Genomic DNA, 18,726 nt, shown 5'->3' on the forward strand with positions numbered 1-18,726 from the left:
TCCTTTCACATTATTCTTGAGTATTCATAGTCAGTTCAACAAAAACGGAAGGCCCTTCGTTTTGTGCTTTTGCAATATCCTCTTCAGTCAGGATTGTCCCCTTGGAAATAAGGGTCTCACCAGAGATTCCGAGGATGTCTTTCGTTACACGCTTGCCTTTCAGAAGGCCTGCCTGCTTATTCTTTATATTTTCAAGGTCATTCGTTTCCGTTTCTTCGAAGTCAAGATTTTGTTCCGCCTGTGCAGTTGGAAGAAGATCTTCTACAGAGTCTTTGAAGCGTTCAGCTGAACCTTCCTGTACAATCAGGATATCTTTTCCATAAGTCAATATTTGTTCAGACTCTAATACTTTTTCATTTTCTTTCATAGCAACCAGGATCCCGATGATATTTCCTGTTTCATCATCGACATAATACTCCTTCGCTTCCCCGATCAATTGACCTTTCCTTGACATAACCTTCGTATCATTGATTCTGATTTTCTTGTTCACAAGCGCATTCGCAATCGGAATTTCATTCAAATCGATCACAGCGTTGCCATTTTCAACCGTTACCGCATATTCCCCGATCCCAATGACCTTTTTAAAAGGAATCGCCTTGACACTTACTTGCCAGTCTTCATGTTCGATAGTAAGAAAGTCTACTGATCCCTTTTCAGGATTCACGACAAGAGATTTTACACTACCGATTTCAACTCCGTCTGCAATACTAATGATGGGCAAACCTACAATTTCAGCACTTTTTTTCATACCAATACACCTAATCCCTTCCAATTTACATCAATTATTCTTTAATCATATTCATCCAAGCAATTTCTTTATAATCATTCAATTCACTTTTCAATATCGGGTAAGAACTAAATCGATCCTCAATTTCATCTATAAACAATTTCAGCTTCTTGTATTCTTTCAATTCATTGTATCGTTGTATCAATTGCTGAGAAAGCACATAATAATCCCTGTCATGCAATTCAGGATGCAGATACTGCTTCGTCAGAGCTTCAAACTCAGCCAAACTCAACTTATTTTTAAAGTATGCAAGTTCCTCAACAATTGTATGGATGACCAGCGTTTGCAGTGGAGGGCGCATATCCAATTCCTGTCCACTCTCTTCAGTTCCCGGGTGAATTTCATCTTGAGTCTCTTGGTCTGAAACTTCCGTTAATTCATCGGAAATCCCTTCGTCAAGTTCAGAAGACTCTAATTCATCAAGCTTCTCTTCCTCTTCCTCAAACGTATCTGAAAGCAACTCAGGTTCTTCTTGGAGAATCTCGGGCCTTTCTGATAGCTCCACCCCAAATGAATGATCTTCATCTTGATCTGAGTCAGCTTCCAATGATTCCTCTGCTGACAGGTCGACTTCTTCTTCCGATTCTTCGTCAATTCCAGCATTGCCACTCTCCAAAAACGAAAGTTCATCAGCAGATAACTCAAATGGTGGAAGTTCACCATCCTGCACGCTATCCTCTTTCTCTTGTGGGTCTTCTGAGAGGACATTTTCATGGGAAGCCTGCTCTGTTTCAGCTTGAGAGATCATCCATTCAATTTCACTCAGGGGTTCCATTTCATCTTCCATGTCTTCAGCTTCCTCATGAGCATTGATAATGGAAGCATCCTCAATTGACTCCTCACTATCGGAGAGAGCTTCAACATTTTCCAGATTATGTACAGGTTCTGTATCTTCCTGTTCCTCCTGTTGAATCAACCATTCGATCTCACTTAATTCTACATCAGGTGTATTTTCATACATCACTTCCTCAAGGATAACCTCTTCGGTTAGATCGGTATCTTCCGAGGCTTCTACATCCTCCAGGTCAATTGGGTCTTGTGAGTCATTATCCGAGTCGTCTGTTTCAGATAGAATCGGTATTTCTTCCAGTTCTTCATTCGGGATAAATTCAACTTGTGTGTCCTCATCCTTTTCCGGCTCCCAATCCAGATTCAACAGATTTTCTTCCTCTTTGAATTCGGCTGTACCTCTCGAGGAGTTGTCAATGACAGATTCCTCTTCGTCCACTGCGGCAAAAAATATTTTTTCGTCTTTTTCCGTCGTGTCTGCAACGGCTGAAGAACTCTCATTATCTTGTGCTTCCCCTTCTGCCAGTATTTGAGGACCAAAACGGTTTCCGATCACTAAGGAAGAAACAATGACTAATATGAATAAAAAAATGGCAACCATCCATAGCGAATATTGATTCAATGCCAGCAGACCCAGAAGAGAGATAAGCAAACCTCCACCAGCTATCCAGACCTTTCCGATTCTCGCGATCCCGCCGGGCAGGAAAAATAGCACAGGCAAAAGGATTACAAAGGCTATTAGTGCAAAAACATATAACTCCATCCTTTCACTCCCTTCATTAAATAAATTTTTCTATGAATTTAGTACTACATTTCCATTATTCGACTCTTAAATATTGTATAATAAACTTAGGCATTTTGAAAGAAGGTGACAGAATGAAACTGTCAAATATCTTAAGAAATCACCAAGGTTTGACACTAATTGAGGTATTAGTATCCGTAACAATATTAAGTACGGTGCTATTAGTCTTTTTAAATTTTTTTTTCCAAGCAGGTACATACACCAATATGAATCAAAAAAAGACGGTCGCTGTCAATGTGGCCCGTAACGCTTTAATTTATATGGAGAGCCAGAGCTTCCTGGAAATGAAAAGAGAATACTCCGATGTCAACGAAGGCCGCAAATCTCCAGAAGAACATCCGGTGAAATTGAAAATTTGCAACGATGGATATGAGACGTTCCCTCCTGACAAGGCAGTTCCCCCTCACTGTAAAGATATATCAATTAATGGAACCGACTATGAAGTGGAGATTACGTCAGAGGAAGTACCTCCCGAAGAACAACATAAGCTAGATTACTATATTCCGGTTACTGCAGAAGTGAGGTGGATGACCAATGATAAAGAGTTCAGCACGGTTGTGGATGGAACGGTTAAAAGTGAAGATATCCGATGAAGACGGGCTTACGTTAATCGAGCTGCTGTTAACGATTGCTATCTCTGCCATCCTGTTCCCAGTGATATATGGCACTATCATCACCGGTTATAAGATTTATGAAAAGGTCAGTGTTGAAGCGCAGCTGAGAGAAGAGGCGGACTATACTTCTGCGATGATCATGAACAGCCTTTACTCCAAGCAGTTTGATTATATTGACAAATGTGATAAAGAAAAGAATTGCGTTAGATTTATAGACAGTGTAGAAACCGGCCAAAACGAATATAATTCTGAGGTCATCGACCAGGATAAGCAGAAATCCGATGAGAGTTACTTTGAAATAAAGCTGACTGAACTAAATGGACGGCAAATATGGACAAGCGGCAATTCTGCCATTGAAACAAGGTCGGATTTTAAAAATTCGGAAATCAATTATAAATGTTCCGAGAAAAACCGCGAAGGACAGTGTACCAACGCCATTATATTTCTTGATTTTCAAGTCTCACATACCAGACATGATAAGCAGTTGAACCTGCAAAGCCAATTCGGATTCTAATATAAAGGGGGATATAAAATGCTCAAGAACCAAAGAGGCAATACCCTGATCACCGTAATGATTACTTCGCTGGTTGTTATTACGATCGGGATGGGGGTCCTGTCAGCTTCCATAGGCGGAGCCAAAAGGACAGAAGTCAGGGAAACGGAAATTGATATAACCTATGACGGATTAAGGCTGATTGACGAAATGACCTCAGAGCTTTCAACAAACCTTTCAAGAGATTACTTCAACATTAAAAACCTTTCACCCTTGGACTTGTCTTCAAAGCTGAACACTTACTTCTCCACTCAACTTAACCAGATGGACACAGGGGACAGTGTGTCTTGTGTCAACGTAGTGGATGTCACAGCAAATGTCCCTAAGTACCTTATTTCCGGGGAAGAAAATCAATGTTTGGGTACCAACCTGGCCGGCATGCAGACATTTAATATTGATCCTGCTCTTCAGCTGACGAGGGTCCTGGAATTTGTTGTATCAGTGAACAACCCGGAAGATGTACAAGGAAAGGTAAACAGAACAATCCGTAAACGCATCATCCTTTCACCGCTGCCCGGCTTTCTGAAGTACGCTGCCGGTGCGGGGAACAAAGTAATCATAAATGGCTCACCAAATATTGCGGGAAATATATTCAGCAATGAGCTGGTCATTAATAAAAATGCGCAATTTCAGTTAACAGATGGCGCTCAAAAAGAAATCGAAACTCCCTTTTCATCCATTTTCGGAGACATTTATATCAATTCAGCAAGAGCTGATTATACAGCTGTCATGGACTATTTGACACCTGAAAAGTTCTATCACAATAATCTGCCCAATCTGAAAAATGACAGCCAGTTTATAAGTGTTGATTTTGAAGAAACGTTTACTGAAAGAGTCAATGTGATTCAGCAGGAACAAGGATTCTCGCAGGTTGTCTCACTTGAAGACCTTCCACAAACGTTATCCGCTTCTATCAAGGATGACTACACTTTCAATCTCGCAGACTTGCCTGCACTCATCCAGAGGCCTCTGGATAGTGTTGAAGAAACCTTAAATTTAGAGAACATCCTTAACCTGCAGTTATGGCAGAGTGATGATGATAGTTGCGGTGGGGATGACGACGATGGGGACGATAGTTGCGCTGGCGGAGACGGTCTTTTGAACAAACTAAGCTACAAACTGATTGACAACAGCTTGTCCAGTACTATACAGGTACCAGGTGATCTGGTTATCTCAAGCGTCTCTTCCACCCTTAACTTTCCAGGTAAGATCATTGCTGATGGCGATGTTTACATCATAGGTAATAAATCGATTACGCTCAACGATATCATAGCAACCGGAGATATCCATCTAGTAAATCTAAAAGATACAATTAAAGTAAAAGGAAACATCATTTCTGCTGGAGATATCACCATTCAAGGTAACGAAGGATTTTTATTCCAAAAAGACAGTAGTTCAGAAGAACCCGGCTATATATTGGCAGGGAAATCATTGACCATCCAGACGGTTGACAGTACGTCAACTATCGTGGGTAACCTGATTGCGGGTGGAGATCTTTTAATTCAAGGGGACAGCAATGAAGAATCAAAAAAGGAAAATGATGAAATCATCTTCGATTCTGTCGTCTATGCCGGAGGAGAAGCTTTCATTTCCAATTTGAATATTTCAGGATATGATAATAATACTAAACAGCTTGTTCTCTTATCGGGGGATAAACTGACAATGACCAGAATGAATGAATACCGAAACTTCGAGAAAAGTAAAGAACCAGATAATTTTGATGGACTTATTACAGACGACAAAATCAAGCCGTTAAAAGCCTTCTTTTATACAAATGGCAGTGCAGAACTTTACGGAGTGGGCTCCCTTTTCCACATAGACGGCGGTGTATTTGCAAACGATACTCTTGTAATCAATGCAATCAGGGGCGAGATTGATGAAATACAAAAAGCGGACCTCTATTCTACGAAAATTACACAGGACAATTATCTCTCCCGCTTCAATGTCAATTACAACCGTGATATATTATTGCAAAAAATTGACGCATTGCCTAAAACAGAAGTACTGTCACTCTTCAGTGATGAAGTATCCGTTCAATAAAAAAACAATATTCTAATAGAATAGGAAAAACGCTTCCCTGCAGGGAAGCGTTTTTCATTTACCATCTGCCATCTAAGTATGGAGTTTCTCCATCCTCTCCATCTTCACCATCTCCGCCGCCTTCTTTAGGGTCAACGACTTCAAATACTGCTGAATCGGTAATGGAGCTGTCTTCATCAGCTTCCACTGTGACGGTGGTAAAGCCAAGTGCTTTCGTATAAATATACCATTTTCCATCGGATTTACTGACTTGAATCACATCCGAAGATGAAAGGACTTCCGCTAACTTTTTATTCGTTGCATTGGATGGATTATAGATCAGGAATGCATCAATTGGTATCCGCTGGTCTGTCAGAGGCAGAGTGATTTTAGCTTGCTTGAACCGGATTTCTTCAAGTTTCACATAAGGATCAAGCACCTTAACAGGAACAACCAATTTTACCCCTGAACCATCTTTTGCTTCAATTATTAGTTTATCTTCACCTGGCTTCACACCTAATATTCGGTGTGAACCTGGAGATAGTATGCCGCCATTAGAATAACTGGCAATGTTTCCGTTCCCTTTCTCTAGGTAGATGCCAACGTTTTTGTTAGAAGCATCTACGGGAAGCACTTCCACCTGGAAGGAAATGGACTCTCCAACCTTTACTTCAATAGGATTAGGAGAAATGTTTATGGAACTTACTCTTTTAATGATGGTGATCTTTTTTGTGACCGGCTGCTCATTTAGAGTAAATCCACCTTCAGTTTTGACCTGTACTTCTACCGGCCCCAATATATTTGAAGGTAAATCAACCTTTTGATCAGAAGCAAACGCTGTCCAATCGGATTGTGAATTGCCGGAAATAACTTTGTATAGGTATTTGACATCTTTGCCATCAACCCATTTCGTTACTTTAAACGAAGCAGGGCCGGTTGTTTCTGCATTATTCAGGAGTACTTTTTCTGTCAATGTTTCCATTACGTTAAAATCCGTCTTCAGAAATACATCTTTGGAAGAAGAATCACTGAAATGCACCCTGATAATCGTTCCATTTATCAACTCAAGTCCCTTTACAGGAAGTGGTTTGTGTGTAACTTCAGCAACCATCTCGCTTGTTAAATCGTTTTTCTTGGCCAGCTTTCCAGTGTGGTCGCCGATATATGTGGTATCGTCCAACATCCCTTTTAAGATTACCTGAAGACCGATATATCCTGAATGGGAAGTAAGTGTATGGCTTTGAGAGCTGAAATTAGTATCATTATAGTAAATGGTCGCCTTTGGCAACTTCACCAATGACATGGCATATTCTGCTTGAAGGACTGCCTTATAATTCAGTCGGGCAGGCGTAAACTGACTGCCGATGTAACTAAGTGATCTTCCTGGTTTAATTTCAATTGCCCTTTGTCCATTGTGGGTGATTTCCCTGACCGAAGCGCCGGTCAGTAAACCGCTTATGGATGTCTGGAGATTAGGGCTTTTCAGGGTGATTCCGTCGGGCAATGGCTGTACGATACGGATATCTTTCAGTACACCAGATTTGTTCGCCTGAAGGACCCCGGAAGGCAGTAAATCATATTCAACTGAAAACTCATTATGAACACTATTTTGCATTCCCATTTTAGTCAGGTTTTCCGGAGCGTGATATTGATTACCGACAACCTTTACTGTACTTTCAAATTTCGGAGCTGCTTCTTCCACAATATTTATAGTAATACTCTCATGGGTGACAGCAGGCTGGACGTGACCGTCAAAATCCTTATAAATTAATTTGATATTATCGAACACATAGCTGCCCATCTCAGTGAACTGTAACGGCAGGCTCATCTGAATATTGCCTGGGGAAGGTTGTTTCCCGATCGGATAGGTAAAATTATATTTCAGGTGCACTACATTGTTATTATCTACATAAGCATCAGAATTGGCCGCCAGTTTTACCTTCCCGTTAAACTTACTTAAATCGATCTGAATCTCCCCGTCTACTGCTGGAGAATTGAACTCTTTTGAAATATCTGTAAAGACATTGGAAAGGCTGTTTGGGTTTGCCTGAATCGCCCTTCCTCCAGATTTATTTGACATCGTCTCTAACAATTGGTAGTTTACCTCGCCCGGTTCTGCGAAGGCAATGCTGTACATCTTAACATCATTGACACCCAGTTTTTCAGCTGACGCAACTGCTTTTTCATGGATGAATTGCTGCACATCTCTGTAGTTCGCGCTCGTATTTCCTACTCTGGCAGTTCCGTTTGTATAAAGGGTATACTGCTTATTGTCATGGTAAAGAGAGGTCGGTTCTCCATCAGTCAAAAAGATGATATACCTCTTGGTATCCCTCATACCTGAAAATTTAGTCAAGGCATACTCAAGTGATTGGGTGTAATTAGTTCCACCAACACTGAAATCAAAACTCTCCTGCGCCCAGTAATAACCGTAGTACCACGAGTATTTTTTCACCCAATACGTTTCACTGAAATCCAGATGTTCAGCCATAGGTAAGATTTCATTCAATCCTTCGGCCGGTTGAATCCGTTTATCCCCGTAATGCTTATAACTCACATCACTGTCAAATGGAACAAAAAAGTATCTATCATTACTTTGCTTATTTTGCTTAAAGAAATTTAAGGACTCTTTTAAGGCACTCTCCGCACTTGTGGCTTTTTTGACACCACCGAATGAATCTCTCATAGATCCCGATGTATCGTGCACAAACACCACATCGATCGGCTTCCGCTCTTCATTGGTGGCTTGTCCTTTTGGTGTCAACTCGATATCCAGGCGGCCCTGGGCATTGCCGTTGGCAGGTTTCACATATTCTTTGGCACTTGGCTGTACGGAAAATTCAACTGAAGGTTTAGTAGCTGCATTCGCAAAGGAGGTATGTACTATAAAACTGAAGATGATTGAAAATATGATTGCAAACGAAAACCTCTTGTTCAAATTCTCCCCTCCTCATTTTTAATTTATTGTAAATTTTCAATAATAATCCATTACTTATCTACTATTATAGCAATCTCATCCACCTTAATATAGCCCAAAGTACTCAATACATAAAATTTTTTCAATAAAAAACCCCGTTTATTCAAGAACGGGGTCATGATGACTTCACATATTCAGCCACTCGGTTTCTTCCAGCCTGCTTCGCTCCCGTATAAAGGGCTCTGTCTGCGTGCCTGATCAGGGACATGCTTTCATCTGCATCGAGCGGAGCGGTTGCCACACCGATGCTGGCAGTAATTTTCAAGCTCAGTGACTTTCTCTCGGCTTCAAGATTACTATGCAAGATAAAGGGACGATCAGCAATGGTTCTCCTTACAATCTCGGCGATTAAAAATGCATCTTCTTTTGTAGTGTCAGGAAGCAGAATGACAAACTCTTCACCTCCATAGCGGGCGACTGTTCCTTCATCTCCAATCAGGGTTTCAAGCCTTCTTGCCAATTCAAACAGAATTTCGTTTCCGCTTTGGTGCCCATAATTATCATTGACTGATTTAAAGTGGTCGATATCGAGCATGATCAAGGACAAGAATACACGATCTCCGGATTCCATGGCATTGAACTCCTGGGAAAGCAAGTCCTCAAAATACCGGTAATTATACAGCTTCGTCAGGGCACAGCGCTCACTGTTCCGTTTTGTTGCTTCATAATGGCGGGCATTGGCTATCGCCACACCAAGATAAGAACACAGGATGTCAACAATCATTAATTGATACTTTTTATAGGCCCTCTTTCTTGAAGAAGCGAGAAGCAGAACCCCTCTCACCTTTTGGTTTCTAACAATCGGGACGGAAAGCACGCTCTCCACCTCTTCGGGCATATACCCTTTTGCCACCTCTGTCCAGTCAGATTTCGCATGGAAAAGTGCGGACTTTCCAGTTGCCCAGACAAGGCCGCTTATTCCTTCATTTTTTTTCAAAGGTGGAAGGTTGACGGGCTTGTTTTCATTATTTTCGACCCTGCGCAGTAAGACCAATTCATCACCCTGAACGTCCAATATGTATGCGTATTCCACCGGCAGGGTCTGAAGGATTTTATCAAGGAAGAATTGCAGCACCTCATTCACTTGAAGGCTTTCAGTAAGCTGATGACCTATCTCAACTGCTTTCTGAAGGTATTGATTGATCTGTTCTGAGGAATTATAGAGTCTTAAAATCATCGCACCTGACATAAACGGCAGGCCAATCAAAAATAGTGCAATTGGACCAATCTGATATTGCAGGTAAAATAAGCCGAGACCCATCGGGAACATAATCAGCATCGCTGAAAAATCCCATTTCAAGTCCTCCCCAAACAACTTAATTTTTCTATTAAGAAACGCATAAAAACCTATCAACAGGACTTGATTTATCAATATTGAAGATATCTGATAAACGAGAGCCGGAATAAATATCGATTCAACAGGAGAATATCCTATGGTGCCCCCGATATAAAAATAAATAATACCGCTGAACACAGACATAAGGAAGAACATGATAGAATTCCAGGGAAAACGGTATAAGTCACTTTTTCCTACCCGTAAGCGCAGCATAAATGTAAAGATCGCGATTTGAAGGAGAACCACTTCAAAAAAAAGGCCGAACTTCAAAAAGGCTGCCAGCGACACCCATTGTATGAGCAATATGGGAAAGCCGTTAATGACTATAGGCATAACAGATATAATAATAGTAAAAATAATAAACGCCAACACACTGAATATATCAACGTTCACTGGAGGGAAATATTGATAGGTAAAGTAGATGCCCGCAGGTACCAGCAAAGCCCACACCACCCAGACTATTATCTCCTGCGTCCTGCTGATTCTCATCAACATCCCCCTCCTCTCTCAAATCTCTAAGCTGCTGTATAGAAAATCACCTAATTTTAGTCAAAAAGTCGCAAGTTTAAGAATATTTTATCAAAGTCTTCTGAAAAAGTCATGAAAAATTTACAAATCCTATCAGGTGTTTATGACCTGGGCTCTAACGGCTGACAGGAAGTAGAGCGAGCCGGTGACAATCAAAATTTCATCATCCCCTGCTTCTGCTTTGAATTTTTCAATGTGTTTTTCCCAATCCTCAACAATATGATGGCGGTCGAGTTGAAAGTATTCCGACAGCTCTTCCGGCGAGGCCGCTCTAGGAAATTCAAAAGTGGTCAGCCCGATATTTGAAACTTTCCCCTCAAGATTACTGATCATGGATCGAAGGTCTTTGTCTTTTAGTGCGGCAAACAGTATCGAAACTTTCTTTTCAGTAAACCTTGTTTCAATTGTATGGATTAACGTCTGCATCCCTTCAGGATTATGTGCTCCATCCAGATAAATGGGAGGGGTTTGATTCACTTTATCCATTCTTCCCGGCCAGTAGGCGGCTGCTAATCCTTGCTGGACATCACTTTCTTCTATTAAATAACAATATCTCTCTCTTAATATATCGGCAGCTGCAACAGCTAGAGAAGCATTTTCAGTCTGGTGCCTGCCGATCATCTTGATTTCATAACTTCTGCTCCTGTCTTTACTCTCTAAGGCAAATGCCTCCCCCTCTTCTGCAGGACCTTTATAATGAACTTCAAAGTCACGATTCAGCAAATATAAATCCGCATTCTTCTCTGCCGCTTTAGAGATGACCACGCTTTGAGCATCCGGTTGTAAGGCTGCTGATACAACAGGCTTTCCTTCCTTAATGATTCCTGCTTTTTCAAAAGCGATTTCGCCGATAGAATCACCGAGGAATTGAGTATGATCCATACCAATGTTTGTGATTATGGATATCATTGGATCTATGACATTGGTCGAGTCTAAACGGCCTCCAAGCCCCACTTCAAATAAAGCAATAGGTACAGGATTTACCCTCGCAAAATAATATAAAGCCATACAGGTAATCACTTCAAACTCTGATGGACCTCCCCATTCGCTCTCTTCCAGTTCTTCTGCCAAAGGAATAATGATATTAACCAGCTCAACAATTTCTTTATCTGAGATCGGCTTGCCACTGACACTAATTCTTTCGTTGAATATTTCAAAATAAGGAGAGGTGAAGGTTCCGGTTTCATAACCGGCAGATTGCAAGATATTACGCAGGAACGTTACCGTAGAGCCTTTTCCATTCGTGCCGGCGATATGGACAACTTTCAATTCTTTTTCAGGATGTTCCAACTTTTTCATCATCCATTCCATTCTGCTTAATCCCGGTTTGATGCCCAGCCTCAATCGTGAATGGATCCATTCAACCGCTTCTTTATAAGTAGTCACCATTTAAGTCCCTCCTCCAATCGGGGATGTTTTTCCAGATTATTACTCTCCACAAAACAAAGATAGGTACAGTTCCACTTACATATTCGGTAAATCTAAAAGCGGGACTGCCGGCAAGAAGCAACAGCTGCTTCCTGCCGGGTCAGTCCCGAAAGTTTCTTTCTATATGGCTCTTTACGAAGACTTTGTTGCTATATAATATGAAGCTTATAACATATAGCGATAATTCACAAAAATTAACCTGGTAAACAAGAAAGAAAAGAGCTAATCACCTTGTTCAGTGGGATAAGCCTTTCCGGTGGCCCCTCTCTTTACGAATACAGCCTTCTATATTATTGGCCTTTCAATTCTTTGATGCGGGCTTCAACCGTGCTGCGCTTTTCAAGATAGTCCGCTTCTTTCGCCCGTTCTTCATCAACTACTTTTTGAGGTGCTTTGCTGATGAATTTTTCGTTGTTCAGCTTGCCTTGAACCCTGGAAACTTCTTTATTCCATTTTTCCAATTCTTTTTCCAGACGGGCAATCTCTTCCTCAATGTTGATCAACCCTTCTAATGGAAGGAAAAGTTCTACACCTGTTGCAACCGCAGTCATTGCCTTGTCAGGTGCTTCAATATCTGTAGAGATGGTCAGTTCTTCAGGGTTGCAGAAACGTTCGATATAGCCCTTATTCTTTTCAAGTGTCTTTTGAATTTGTTCGTCTTTGGCTTTTAGCAGAAGTTTGATCTGTTTACTTAAAGGTGTATTTACTTCTGCGCGGATGTTCCGTACTGCACGGATGATTTCAACGAGGAGTTTCATTTCCTCTGCCGCTGTTTTATCAGTAAATTCTTCTTTGACAACCGGCCATGCAGCAATCGTGATGGATTCGCCTTCATGCGGCAGGTTCTGCCATATTTCCTCGGTAATAAACGGCATAAACGGATGAAGGAGTCTCATTGTATTATCAAGAACATAAGCCAGGATAGATCTTGTCGTTTTTTTGGCTGCTTCATCTTCCCCATACAGCGGCAATTTCGCCATCTCGATATACCAATCACAGAAGTCATCCCAGATGAAATTGTAAAGTACGCGGCCAACTTCACCAAACTCATAACGGTCAGCCAGTTTCGTTACCGTTTCAACCGTTTCATTCAATCGAGTCAGGATCCACTTATCAGCTACCGACTTTTCTCCGGTTAAATCGATTTCTTCATATTTCAGTCCATCCATATTCATAAGGGCAAACCTTGAAGCGTTCCAGATTTTGTTGGCAAAGTTCCAAACTGATTCAACTTTTTCAGTTGAATAACGCAAGTCCTGTCCTGGCGAGCTTCCTGTCGAGAGCATATACCTCAAGGCGTCCGCTCCATATTGCTCAATGACTTCCATCGGATCGACACCATTGCCTAGTGACTTACTCATCTTACGGCCGTCTTCAGCTCTAACAAGACCATGGATCAGGACATCTTTGAACGGGCGTTCACCAGTAAACTCAAGACCTTGGAAGATCATCCGGGAAACCCAGAATCCGATGATATCATACCCTGTTACCAATGCATCTGTCGGGTAGTAGCGTTTAAAGTCTTCCGCTTCTGTATTCGGCCAGCCCATTGTCGAGAACGGCCATAGAGCCGAACTGAACCAAGTATCGAGAACATCCTCTTCCTGTCTCCAGTTTTCTATGTCAGAAGGCTCTTCTTTCCCAACATAGATTTCGCCTGTTTCTTTATGGTACCAGGCCGGAATGCGGTGGCCCCACCATAACTGACGAGAAATACACCAGTCACGGGTATTTTCCATCCAGCGAAGGTACGATGTTTCGAAACGGTCTGGAACGAAGTTAACCTTATCCTCAGCGTTTTGAAGCGCGATCGCTTCATCAGCAAGAGGCTGCATTTTTACAAACCATTGTGTGGATAGATATGGTTCTACAACGGCACCGCTGCGTTCCGAATGGCCAACAGAATGCATATGGTCTTCAATTTCAAATAGAACGCCAGACTCTTGCAGATCTTTGACAATTTGCTTACGGCAGGCGAATCGGTCCATACCTTCGTATTTCCCTGCTTTTTTGTTCATAGTTCCGTCTTCGTTCATAACCAGGATTCTCTCAAGGTTGTGACGGTTTCCAATTTCAAAGTCATTTGGATCATGGGCTGGGGTAATCTTCACTGCCCCTGAACCAAATTCCATATCTACGTAGTCATCACCAACAATCGGGATTTCACGACCGACAATTGGCAATGTTACCTTTTTGCCAATGAGGTGTTTATAACGGTCATCTTCAGGATGTACAGCCACTGCCGTATCTCCAAGCATTGTTTCCGGACGGGTAGTTGCAATTTCAATATGTCCTGAACCATCTGTCAGCGGATATTTCATGTGATAGAACGCACCTTGAACATCCTGATGGATCACTTCGATATCAGAAAGAGCTGTCTTCGTCGCCGGATCCCAGTTTATGATATATTCACCGCGGTAGATCAAACCCTTTTCGTATAGAGTAACGAACACTTCTTTAACGGCATCTGACAGGCCTTCATCCAGCGTAAACCGTTCTCTTGTGTAGTCAAGTCCCAGGCCCAGCTTTGCCCATTGTGCCCGGATATGCTTAGCATACTCGTCTTTCCACTTCCATGTTTCTTCAAGGAATTTTTCACGGCCAAGGTCGTATCTGGTAGTCCCTTCACTGCGGAGCTTTTCTTCTACTTTGGCTTGAGTTGCTATGCCCGCATGGTCCATTCCAGGAAGCCATAATACGTCATAGCCCTGCATCCTTTTCATACGAGTCAAAATATCTTGAAGAGTCGTATCCCATGCATGCCCCAGATGAAGCTTCCCTGTAACGTTCGGCGGGGGGATGACGATCGTATAAGGTTCCTTTTCCTTATCGTTTGCTGCTTCAAAAAATTTGCCGTTCAGCCACCACTGATATCTTCCGCTTTCAATTGCTTGTGGATCATACTTGGTCGGCATGCTGATTTCGTTGTTATCCATGATCTTTTCCTCCTTAGATTTACTATTTCATTGTGGTTACTTCCAGAAAAATAAAAAAACTCCGCTCGTCTAAAAGGACGAGGGAGCTGATTCGCGGTACCACCTTTTTACACAGGCAGAAAACATTGCCTGGCACTTCATTGAGATAACGGCTTTAAACCGGCTTCCGCTACTTCTGTTTTCACGGAAACTGCTCTGGGGCGACCTTCCTTTGTCTTAGCCTGGGAAATCTTTCAGCAGGTGACTTCCCTCTCTGGAGGCGAGTTTCAAAGTACTCTTCCCTTTCTTTGCATTTCATTTGTATTCGTATTTGCTATTATTCAATATAGTATAAGATTTTAATTCTGTTCGTCAATCATTATCGCCAATTTTTTAAAAAATAATGCAAAAAACTTTTCGGGCCATTTGTGGAACAAATAAAAATCCCCTTCATAGAATAATATAAATCGTATTAGGAGGAGATGAAATGCGGAAAAAATACAACCCCTATACCCTGCCTCCTTGGCTTCGTACATGCCGGAGTGTATGTAAGCAATTCAGTGTACCCTTCTGCATTTTTCAAGGCATCCGGACAATACTCATTCCGACGACTTTTGATGTCTTGCTGCTGGCCATTTTCATCGGTCTTGCCCTTGCACTTTATTTTGAGTGGATATAAGAAGGAGCTTCACCCTGTCATGAGGATGAAGCTCCTTCTTGCGCATTCTTCTTTGCTTCTTTATTACGCTGATCCCATTCTTCCCATTTCATCACGATATACTCAGTATTTTTCAACAGCCAATAATGGTGCTGAAGTTTTCTCAGGAATTTAATCTCATTCCTTTTTTCCCGGGGGGTTTCATGATATTTTTTCACCACCGAAATCAAGCCGCTCGGGTATGCGAGATAGCTTAAAAACAAAAGCTTTTCCTCATTTCGAAAGGAAAAATGACTGCAGTAGGTCATCAGCCAGTCAAAACATTCGTCATATGCTTTCGGATAGGTCTTCAGGGTTCTGGACAAAAAAGGCAGAAGATCATGGATAGGAGAGGCAATTCTTGTGTTTTCAAAGTTGGAAAAATAACCTGAGCCCCTTTCGTCATATAAAAAATGCTCTGTGGAAATTTTCCCATGGACGACGACACTCCTCACTTTTTCAAGATCCTTGGATTCTTCATACCAGCTGTCGAATTTTTTTCTAGCAAACCTTAAGGCTTGTGAAGCATCTCCGTAGAACATACAGTAGGATAACTGGAATGGAGACATATACCATTCCTTTTCACATAACTCGATATATTCTTCTAAGAAATTCTGTTCTTTCTCCCACCTTGAATTCATCGTTTCATAATGTTCTTCACGTTCCTCTTTTCTTATCTTTTGTTCCTTTGAAGAGAGGATATGAAGCCTGGCTAGTTCACGAAATAGTGTTTGATGCCGTTCGAAATGATTTTCCTTCACCTCATTCGCCAGCCAGGGCATTACATAATACAATTCATTCTCATGCCATACAGCATACCTGCCGTCATGTGTAGGATAAATTGGCACAATCCGGTGGTAGCCTGATTGGAAAAGGTGCTGGACGTTCCTGACAAAGTCGACCCCGGTACCCGCCGGAATTTTTTTTACCGCCAGTGTCCCCTTCTCCGTGTACACCTTCTTGACCTTTCCGTACTCCTCTATAAAATGAGGCTTTACCCCGTAAGGCTTTAATACAGCCGTTAATATCTGGTCGTTAGCCATTCCCTTCACCTGCTTAATTAGTAAGATAAAACTTTTGGTTATCTCTACGCCTTTTAAAAGGTGGCTGTGTTTATAGATCGAAAATTCAGCTGTGAGTTTACATACCCTCGCTGTCGAGAGCTTAAGAAAATGCCGGTAAAAAACAGGAGAGCAAGGATAAGACCCTGCTCACCACCAGTTAATTTTTATGAACAGCTTCTTGAGGAATATACAGGACTTGACCTTCAGATACGTCCTGGTGTGCCTCCAGGTGGTTAACGCGCAGTAACTGAGGGATTGATAAGTCATACTTATCAGCAATCAGCTCTAGTGTTTCCCCTTGTTGGACGATGCAAACTTTCATTTTCGCCGCTCTTTCTTCATCTTTACGCGCGAAGAAATCAGTCAATGATATCGTCTCATACTTTTTCTTGAACAGAGGTTTTTTCTTAGCTTCTTCAGGCGACGATGAGCTGCTTTCCTCTTCTTCCTCCTGCTCCGCTTCGACTGCCTCTACAACCTCTTCTTCCTCATACTCGATCTGTTCCCCTCTTGCATACTCGAATTCTTCCTCATCATAGGAAAAAACAGGCGGAGCATTCTTATGGGCCTCATAAGATATAGGGATGATTACTTCTTCCTCTTCTTCAGGTACCTTCCTTCCTTCTACGGTAAAAGGCTCATAAGTATCTTCTTCTTCAGCTTCAACTTCTGTTGGTTGTTCCTCATAATATATTTCGGTTTCAACTTCAGCTTCAGCTTCTTCCTCGTCTCTTTCCACTTCATACTCCGTTGCTTCCAGATCGCCGAAAGATTCTTCTTCCTCTGTCTCCTGTAAAAGCTCTGCAGCAGGTGCTGAGCGGTACACTGGCTCGATTACTCCATCCTCGGCAAGTTCGATCGGTGCATGAACCTGTTGCTCACCGTAAATACCTGATATGGTCAGATCGGCATTCAGTTTCAAGCAAACATTTTCCGGGACCATATAATCAAATGAATCCACATATACATCGATTTCCTCGAGATTGGCAATTCGGTTCTTCGGAATCGTCACATCAACAGGAAAACTGTGCGTAAACTCGCATTCCCCTTTTTCCCTGTACTCCACTCGTTGTACATACTTACCGTTATGCTGGAAGTCATACCAATTATCCGGTTCCGCCTCTTCATTTGAGCCCGATGGTAAATATTCACCTGTTAAATCCAGGGTTCCCCGGATTAATACGTATTGTTCCTGCTCTTGGATCGTTATATGGGGATCTAAAGAGATGGAAAGCAATTCTTCTACTTCCTGTCCTTTTTTAAACCAAACAGCTTCTTCCAATGAAAATCGCAAGCACGATTGTTGTTCTTGTGACAAAGAAAACTCCTCCTTTCAATTCCGTTACAAGGTATATCAATGTCATTAACAACTTATGAGGAGGAGTGGCAGAATATGAATTGATTTTAGTGAAAATAGGGTTTGAATGATTATTTTATGCGTTTTTGTAACGTTGTTCAGATTAGATGGATTTGATTTCCGCTACAGGCGTACGACTTCGCGGGGCGGACGTTGAGCCTCCTCGGCTTTGCCTGTATAAAAAGTGGAACCGCCCTATTTAGCCCCGACAGGCAAATGTTCTGTAGCGAAAAAAAGGTGGTCTTTCCTTTTATTTGCTGCGGGTTATTTGACCCCGAGGGGCTGGGTTACGTTCCAGTGGGTACGTAACCTCGGGCGTTGCAAATGGATTGAAGGTCTCAACTGCCCGCTAATCCCGCAGGAAATCGTACTCCTTCCGCTCCAACCAAATCTATATATTATCTTAAATTGTTTGAAGTAGTTCAGTGTTTTAAAACTTTTAAATATGCTCGATTTACTGCTCTAAGTTATGCGAGGGAGAATTTGCCCTACTGCTATAGAATAAAGTGCTAAGTTAATATACCTCTTGGACTCTTCACTTACTCTATTCCATATTGGCCTCTCCTTGAATGGACCACCCTTTCTATAAACCTTCTTTTATTTAGGCTCTTTTCTAAAACTTTGTTGCTATTCACTATGAAATTCAGGAGAAATAACCATATTTCACAGGAATTATCCAGGTAAACAAGAAAGAAAAGAGCCATTCACCCTGTTCAGTTAGATAAGCCCTTGTACCCGAGGGAAAAATCCGGCCTTTGGGTTTTTCCGATAGCAACAATCTATACGAACACAGCGTTTATTAAAATTAGGTCTCGAGAGGTGTAGACGCCTCCATCTTTCCATAAAAAAAGACAAAGCCA

Annotated in this window: 12 protein-coding genes, 1 pseudogene and 1 other annotated feature; of the genes and pseudogenes, 5 read left to right on the forward strand and 8 right to left on the reverse strand. The window is 41.8% G+C overall.

The window, feature by feature from the left end; translation table 11 throughout:
* Positions 1–10 precede the first annotated feature (10 nt).
* Positions 11–748 (reverse strand): PRC-barrel domain-containing protein, encoded by a 738-nt coding sequence (locus V1502_RS15460; RefSeq protein WP_409251527.1) that lies wholly within the window; start codon positions 746–748, stop codon positions 11–13.
* A 34-nt stretch (positions 749–782) separates the two neighbouring features.
* Positions 783–2,339, reverse strand: a complete 1,557-nt coding sequence (locus V1502_RS15465; RefSeq protein ID WP_409251528.1) for a hypothetical protein — start codon at positions 2,337–2,339, stop codon at positions 783–785.
* Between the two features lie 113 nt (positions 2,340–2,452).
* On the opposite strand from V1502_RS15465, the pseudogene V1502_RS15470 reads away from it, so the two are divergent.
* The 4 genes and pseudogenes from V1502_RS15470 to V1502_RS15485 form a co-directional block, all read left to right on the forward strand.
* Positions 2,453–2,542, forward strand: a pseudogene (locus tag V1502_RS15470) (type IV pilus modification PilV family protein); the annotation flags it as partial.
* Between the two features lie 42 nt (positions 2,543–2,584).
* Positions 2,585–2,971, forward strand: a complete 387-nt coding sequence (locus V1502_RS15475) for a hypothetical protein (protein ID WP_409254407.1) — start codon at positions 2,585–2,587, stop codon at positions 2,969–2,971.
* On the forward strand, positions 2,913–3,506 hold the full coding sequence (locus V1502_RS15480; RefSeq protein WP_409251529.1) for a prepilin-type N-terminal cleavage/methylation domain-containing protein: 594 nt from the start codon (positions 2,913–2,915) through the stop codon (positions 3,504–3,506). Before V1502_RS15475 ends, V1502_RS15480 begins: the two co-directional genes overlap by 59 nt.
* Before the next feature lie 18 nt (positions 3,507–3,524).
* A complete protein-coding gene (locus V1502_RS15485; protein WP_409251530.1) occupies positions 3,525–5,585 on the forward strand; it encodes a hypothetical protein in 2,061 nt (686 codons plus the stop codon).
* A 58-nt stretch (positions 5,586–5,643) separates the two neighbouring features.
* Here V1502_RS15485 and V1502_RS15490 read toward each other — a convergent pair whose 3' ends face one another.
* The 4 genes from V1502_RS15490 to V1502_RS15505 all read right to left on the reverse strand — a co-directional run bounded on the left by V1502_RS15490 (position 5,644) and on the right by V1502_RS15505 (position 14,769).
* Positions 5,644–8,502, reverse strand: coding sequence for a hypothetical protein (locus tag V1502_RS15490; RefSeq protein ID WP_409251531.1), 2,859 nt, complete (start codon positions 8,500–8,502; stop codon positions 5,644–5,646).
* A 154-nt stretch (positions 8,503–8,656) separates the two neighbouring features.
* On the reverse strand, positions 8,657–10,366 hold the full coding sequence (locus tag V1502_RS15495; protein WP_409251532.1) for a sensor domain-containing diguanylate cyclase: 1,710 nt from the start codon (positions 10,364–10,366) through the stop codon (positions 8,657–8,659).
* Between the two features lie 132 nt (positions 10,367–10,498).
* The gene (locus V1502_RS15500; protein WP_409251533.1) at positions 10,499–11,794 is read right to left on the reverse strand and encodes a bifunctional folylpolyglutamate synthase/dihydrofolate synthase; all 1,296 of its coding nucleotides are present in this window, start codon (positions 11,792–11,794) and stop codon (positions 10,499–10,501) included.
* A 329-nt stretch (positions 11,795–12,123) separates the two neighbouring features.
* On the reverse strand, positions 12,124–14,769 hold the full coding sequence (locus V1502_RS15505) for a valine--tRNA ligase (protein ID WP_409251534.1): 2,646 nt from the start codon (positions 14,767–14,769) through the stop codon (positions 12,124–12,126).
* Positions 14,770–14,839: 70 nt separating this feature from the next.
* Positions 14,840–15,066: a binding site (T-box leader), on the reverse strand.
* 169 nt (positions 15,067–15,235) lie between these two features.
* On the opposite strand from V1502_RS15505, the gene V1502_RS15510 reads away from it, so the two are divergent.
* On the forward strand, positions 15,236–15,427 hold the full coding sequence (locus V1502_RS15510) for a hypothetical protein (protein ID WP_409251535.1): 192 nt from the start codon (positions 15,236–15,238) through the stop codon (positions 15,425–15,427).
* Between the two features lie 17 nt (positions 15,428–15,444).
* Here the strand turns inward: V1502_RS15510 and ysxE are convergent, their stop codons facing one another.
* Complete coding sequence (gene ysxE / locus V1502_RS15515; protein WP_409251536.1) at positions 15,445–16,488, reverse strand: spore coat protein YsxE; 1,044 nt, start codon at positions 16,486–16,488, stop codon at positions 15,445–15,447.
* Positions 16,489–16,666: 178 nt separating this feature from the next.
* Complete coding sequence (gene spoVID, locus V1502_RS15520) at positions 16,667–17,827, reverse strand: stage VI sporulation protein D (RefSeq protein ID WP_409251537.1); 1,161 nt, start codon at positions 17,825–17,827, stop codon at positions 16,667–16,669.
* Between the last annotated feature and the right edge of the window lie 899 nt (positions 17,828–18,726).

Source organism: Rossellomorea sedimentorum, assembly GCF_046237645.1.
Lineage (GTDB): Bacteria > Bacillota > Bacilli > Bacillales > Bacillaceae_B > Rossellomorea > Rossellomorea sedimentorum.

What these genes read in the sequence shown, in the direction of transcription:
- V1502_RS15460 (WP_409251527.1), bottom strand. Translation starts at nt 748, where the DNA reads ATGAAAAAAAGTGCTGAAATTGTAGGTTTGCCCATCATTAGTATTGCA.
- V1502_RS15465 (WP_409251528.1), bottom strand. Translation starts at nt 2,339, where the DNA reads ATGGAGTTATATGTTTTTGCACTAATAGCCTTTGTAATCCTTTTGCCT.
- V1502_RS15475 (WP_409254407.1), top strand. Translation starts at nt 2,585, where the DNA reads ATGAATCAAAAAAAGACGGTCGCTGTCAATGTGGCCCGTAACGCTTTA.
- V1502_RS15480 (WP_409251529.1), top strand. Translation starts at nt 2,913, where the DNA reads ATGATAAAGAGTTCAGCACGGTTGTGGATGGAACGGTTAAAAGTGAAG.
- V1502_RS15485 (WP_409251530.1), top strand. Translation starts at nt 3,525, where the DNA reads ATGCTCAAGAACCAAAGAGGCAATACCCTGATCACCGTAATGATTACT.
- V1502_RS15495 (WP_409251532.1), bottom strand. Translation starts at nt 10,366, where the DNA reads ATGAGAATCAGCAGGACGCAGGAGATAATAGTCTGGGTGGTGTGGGCT.
- V1502_RS15500 (WP_409251533.1), bottom strand. Translation starts at nt 11,794, where the DNA reads ATGGTGACTACTTATAAAGAAGCGGTTGAATGGATCCATTCACGATTG.
- V1502_RS15505 (WP_409251534.1), bottom strand. Translation starts at nt 14,769, where the DNA reads ATGGATAACAACGAAATCAGCATGCCGACCAAGTATGATCCACAAGCA.
- V1502_RS15510 (WP_409251535.1), top strand. Translation starts at nt 15,236, where the DNA reads ATGCGGAAAAAATACAACCCCTATACCCTGCCTCCTTGGCTTCGTACA.
- ysxE (WP_409251536.1), bottom strand. Translation starts at nt 16,488, where the DNA reads ATGGCTAACGACCAGATATTAACGGCTGTATTAAAGCCTTACGGGGTA.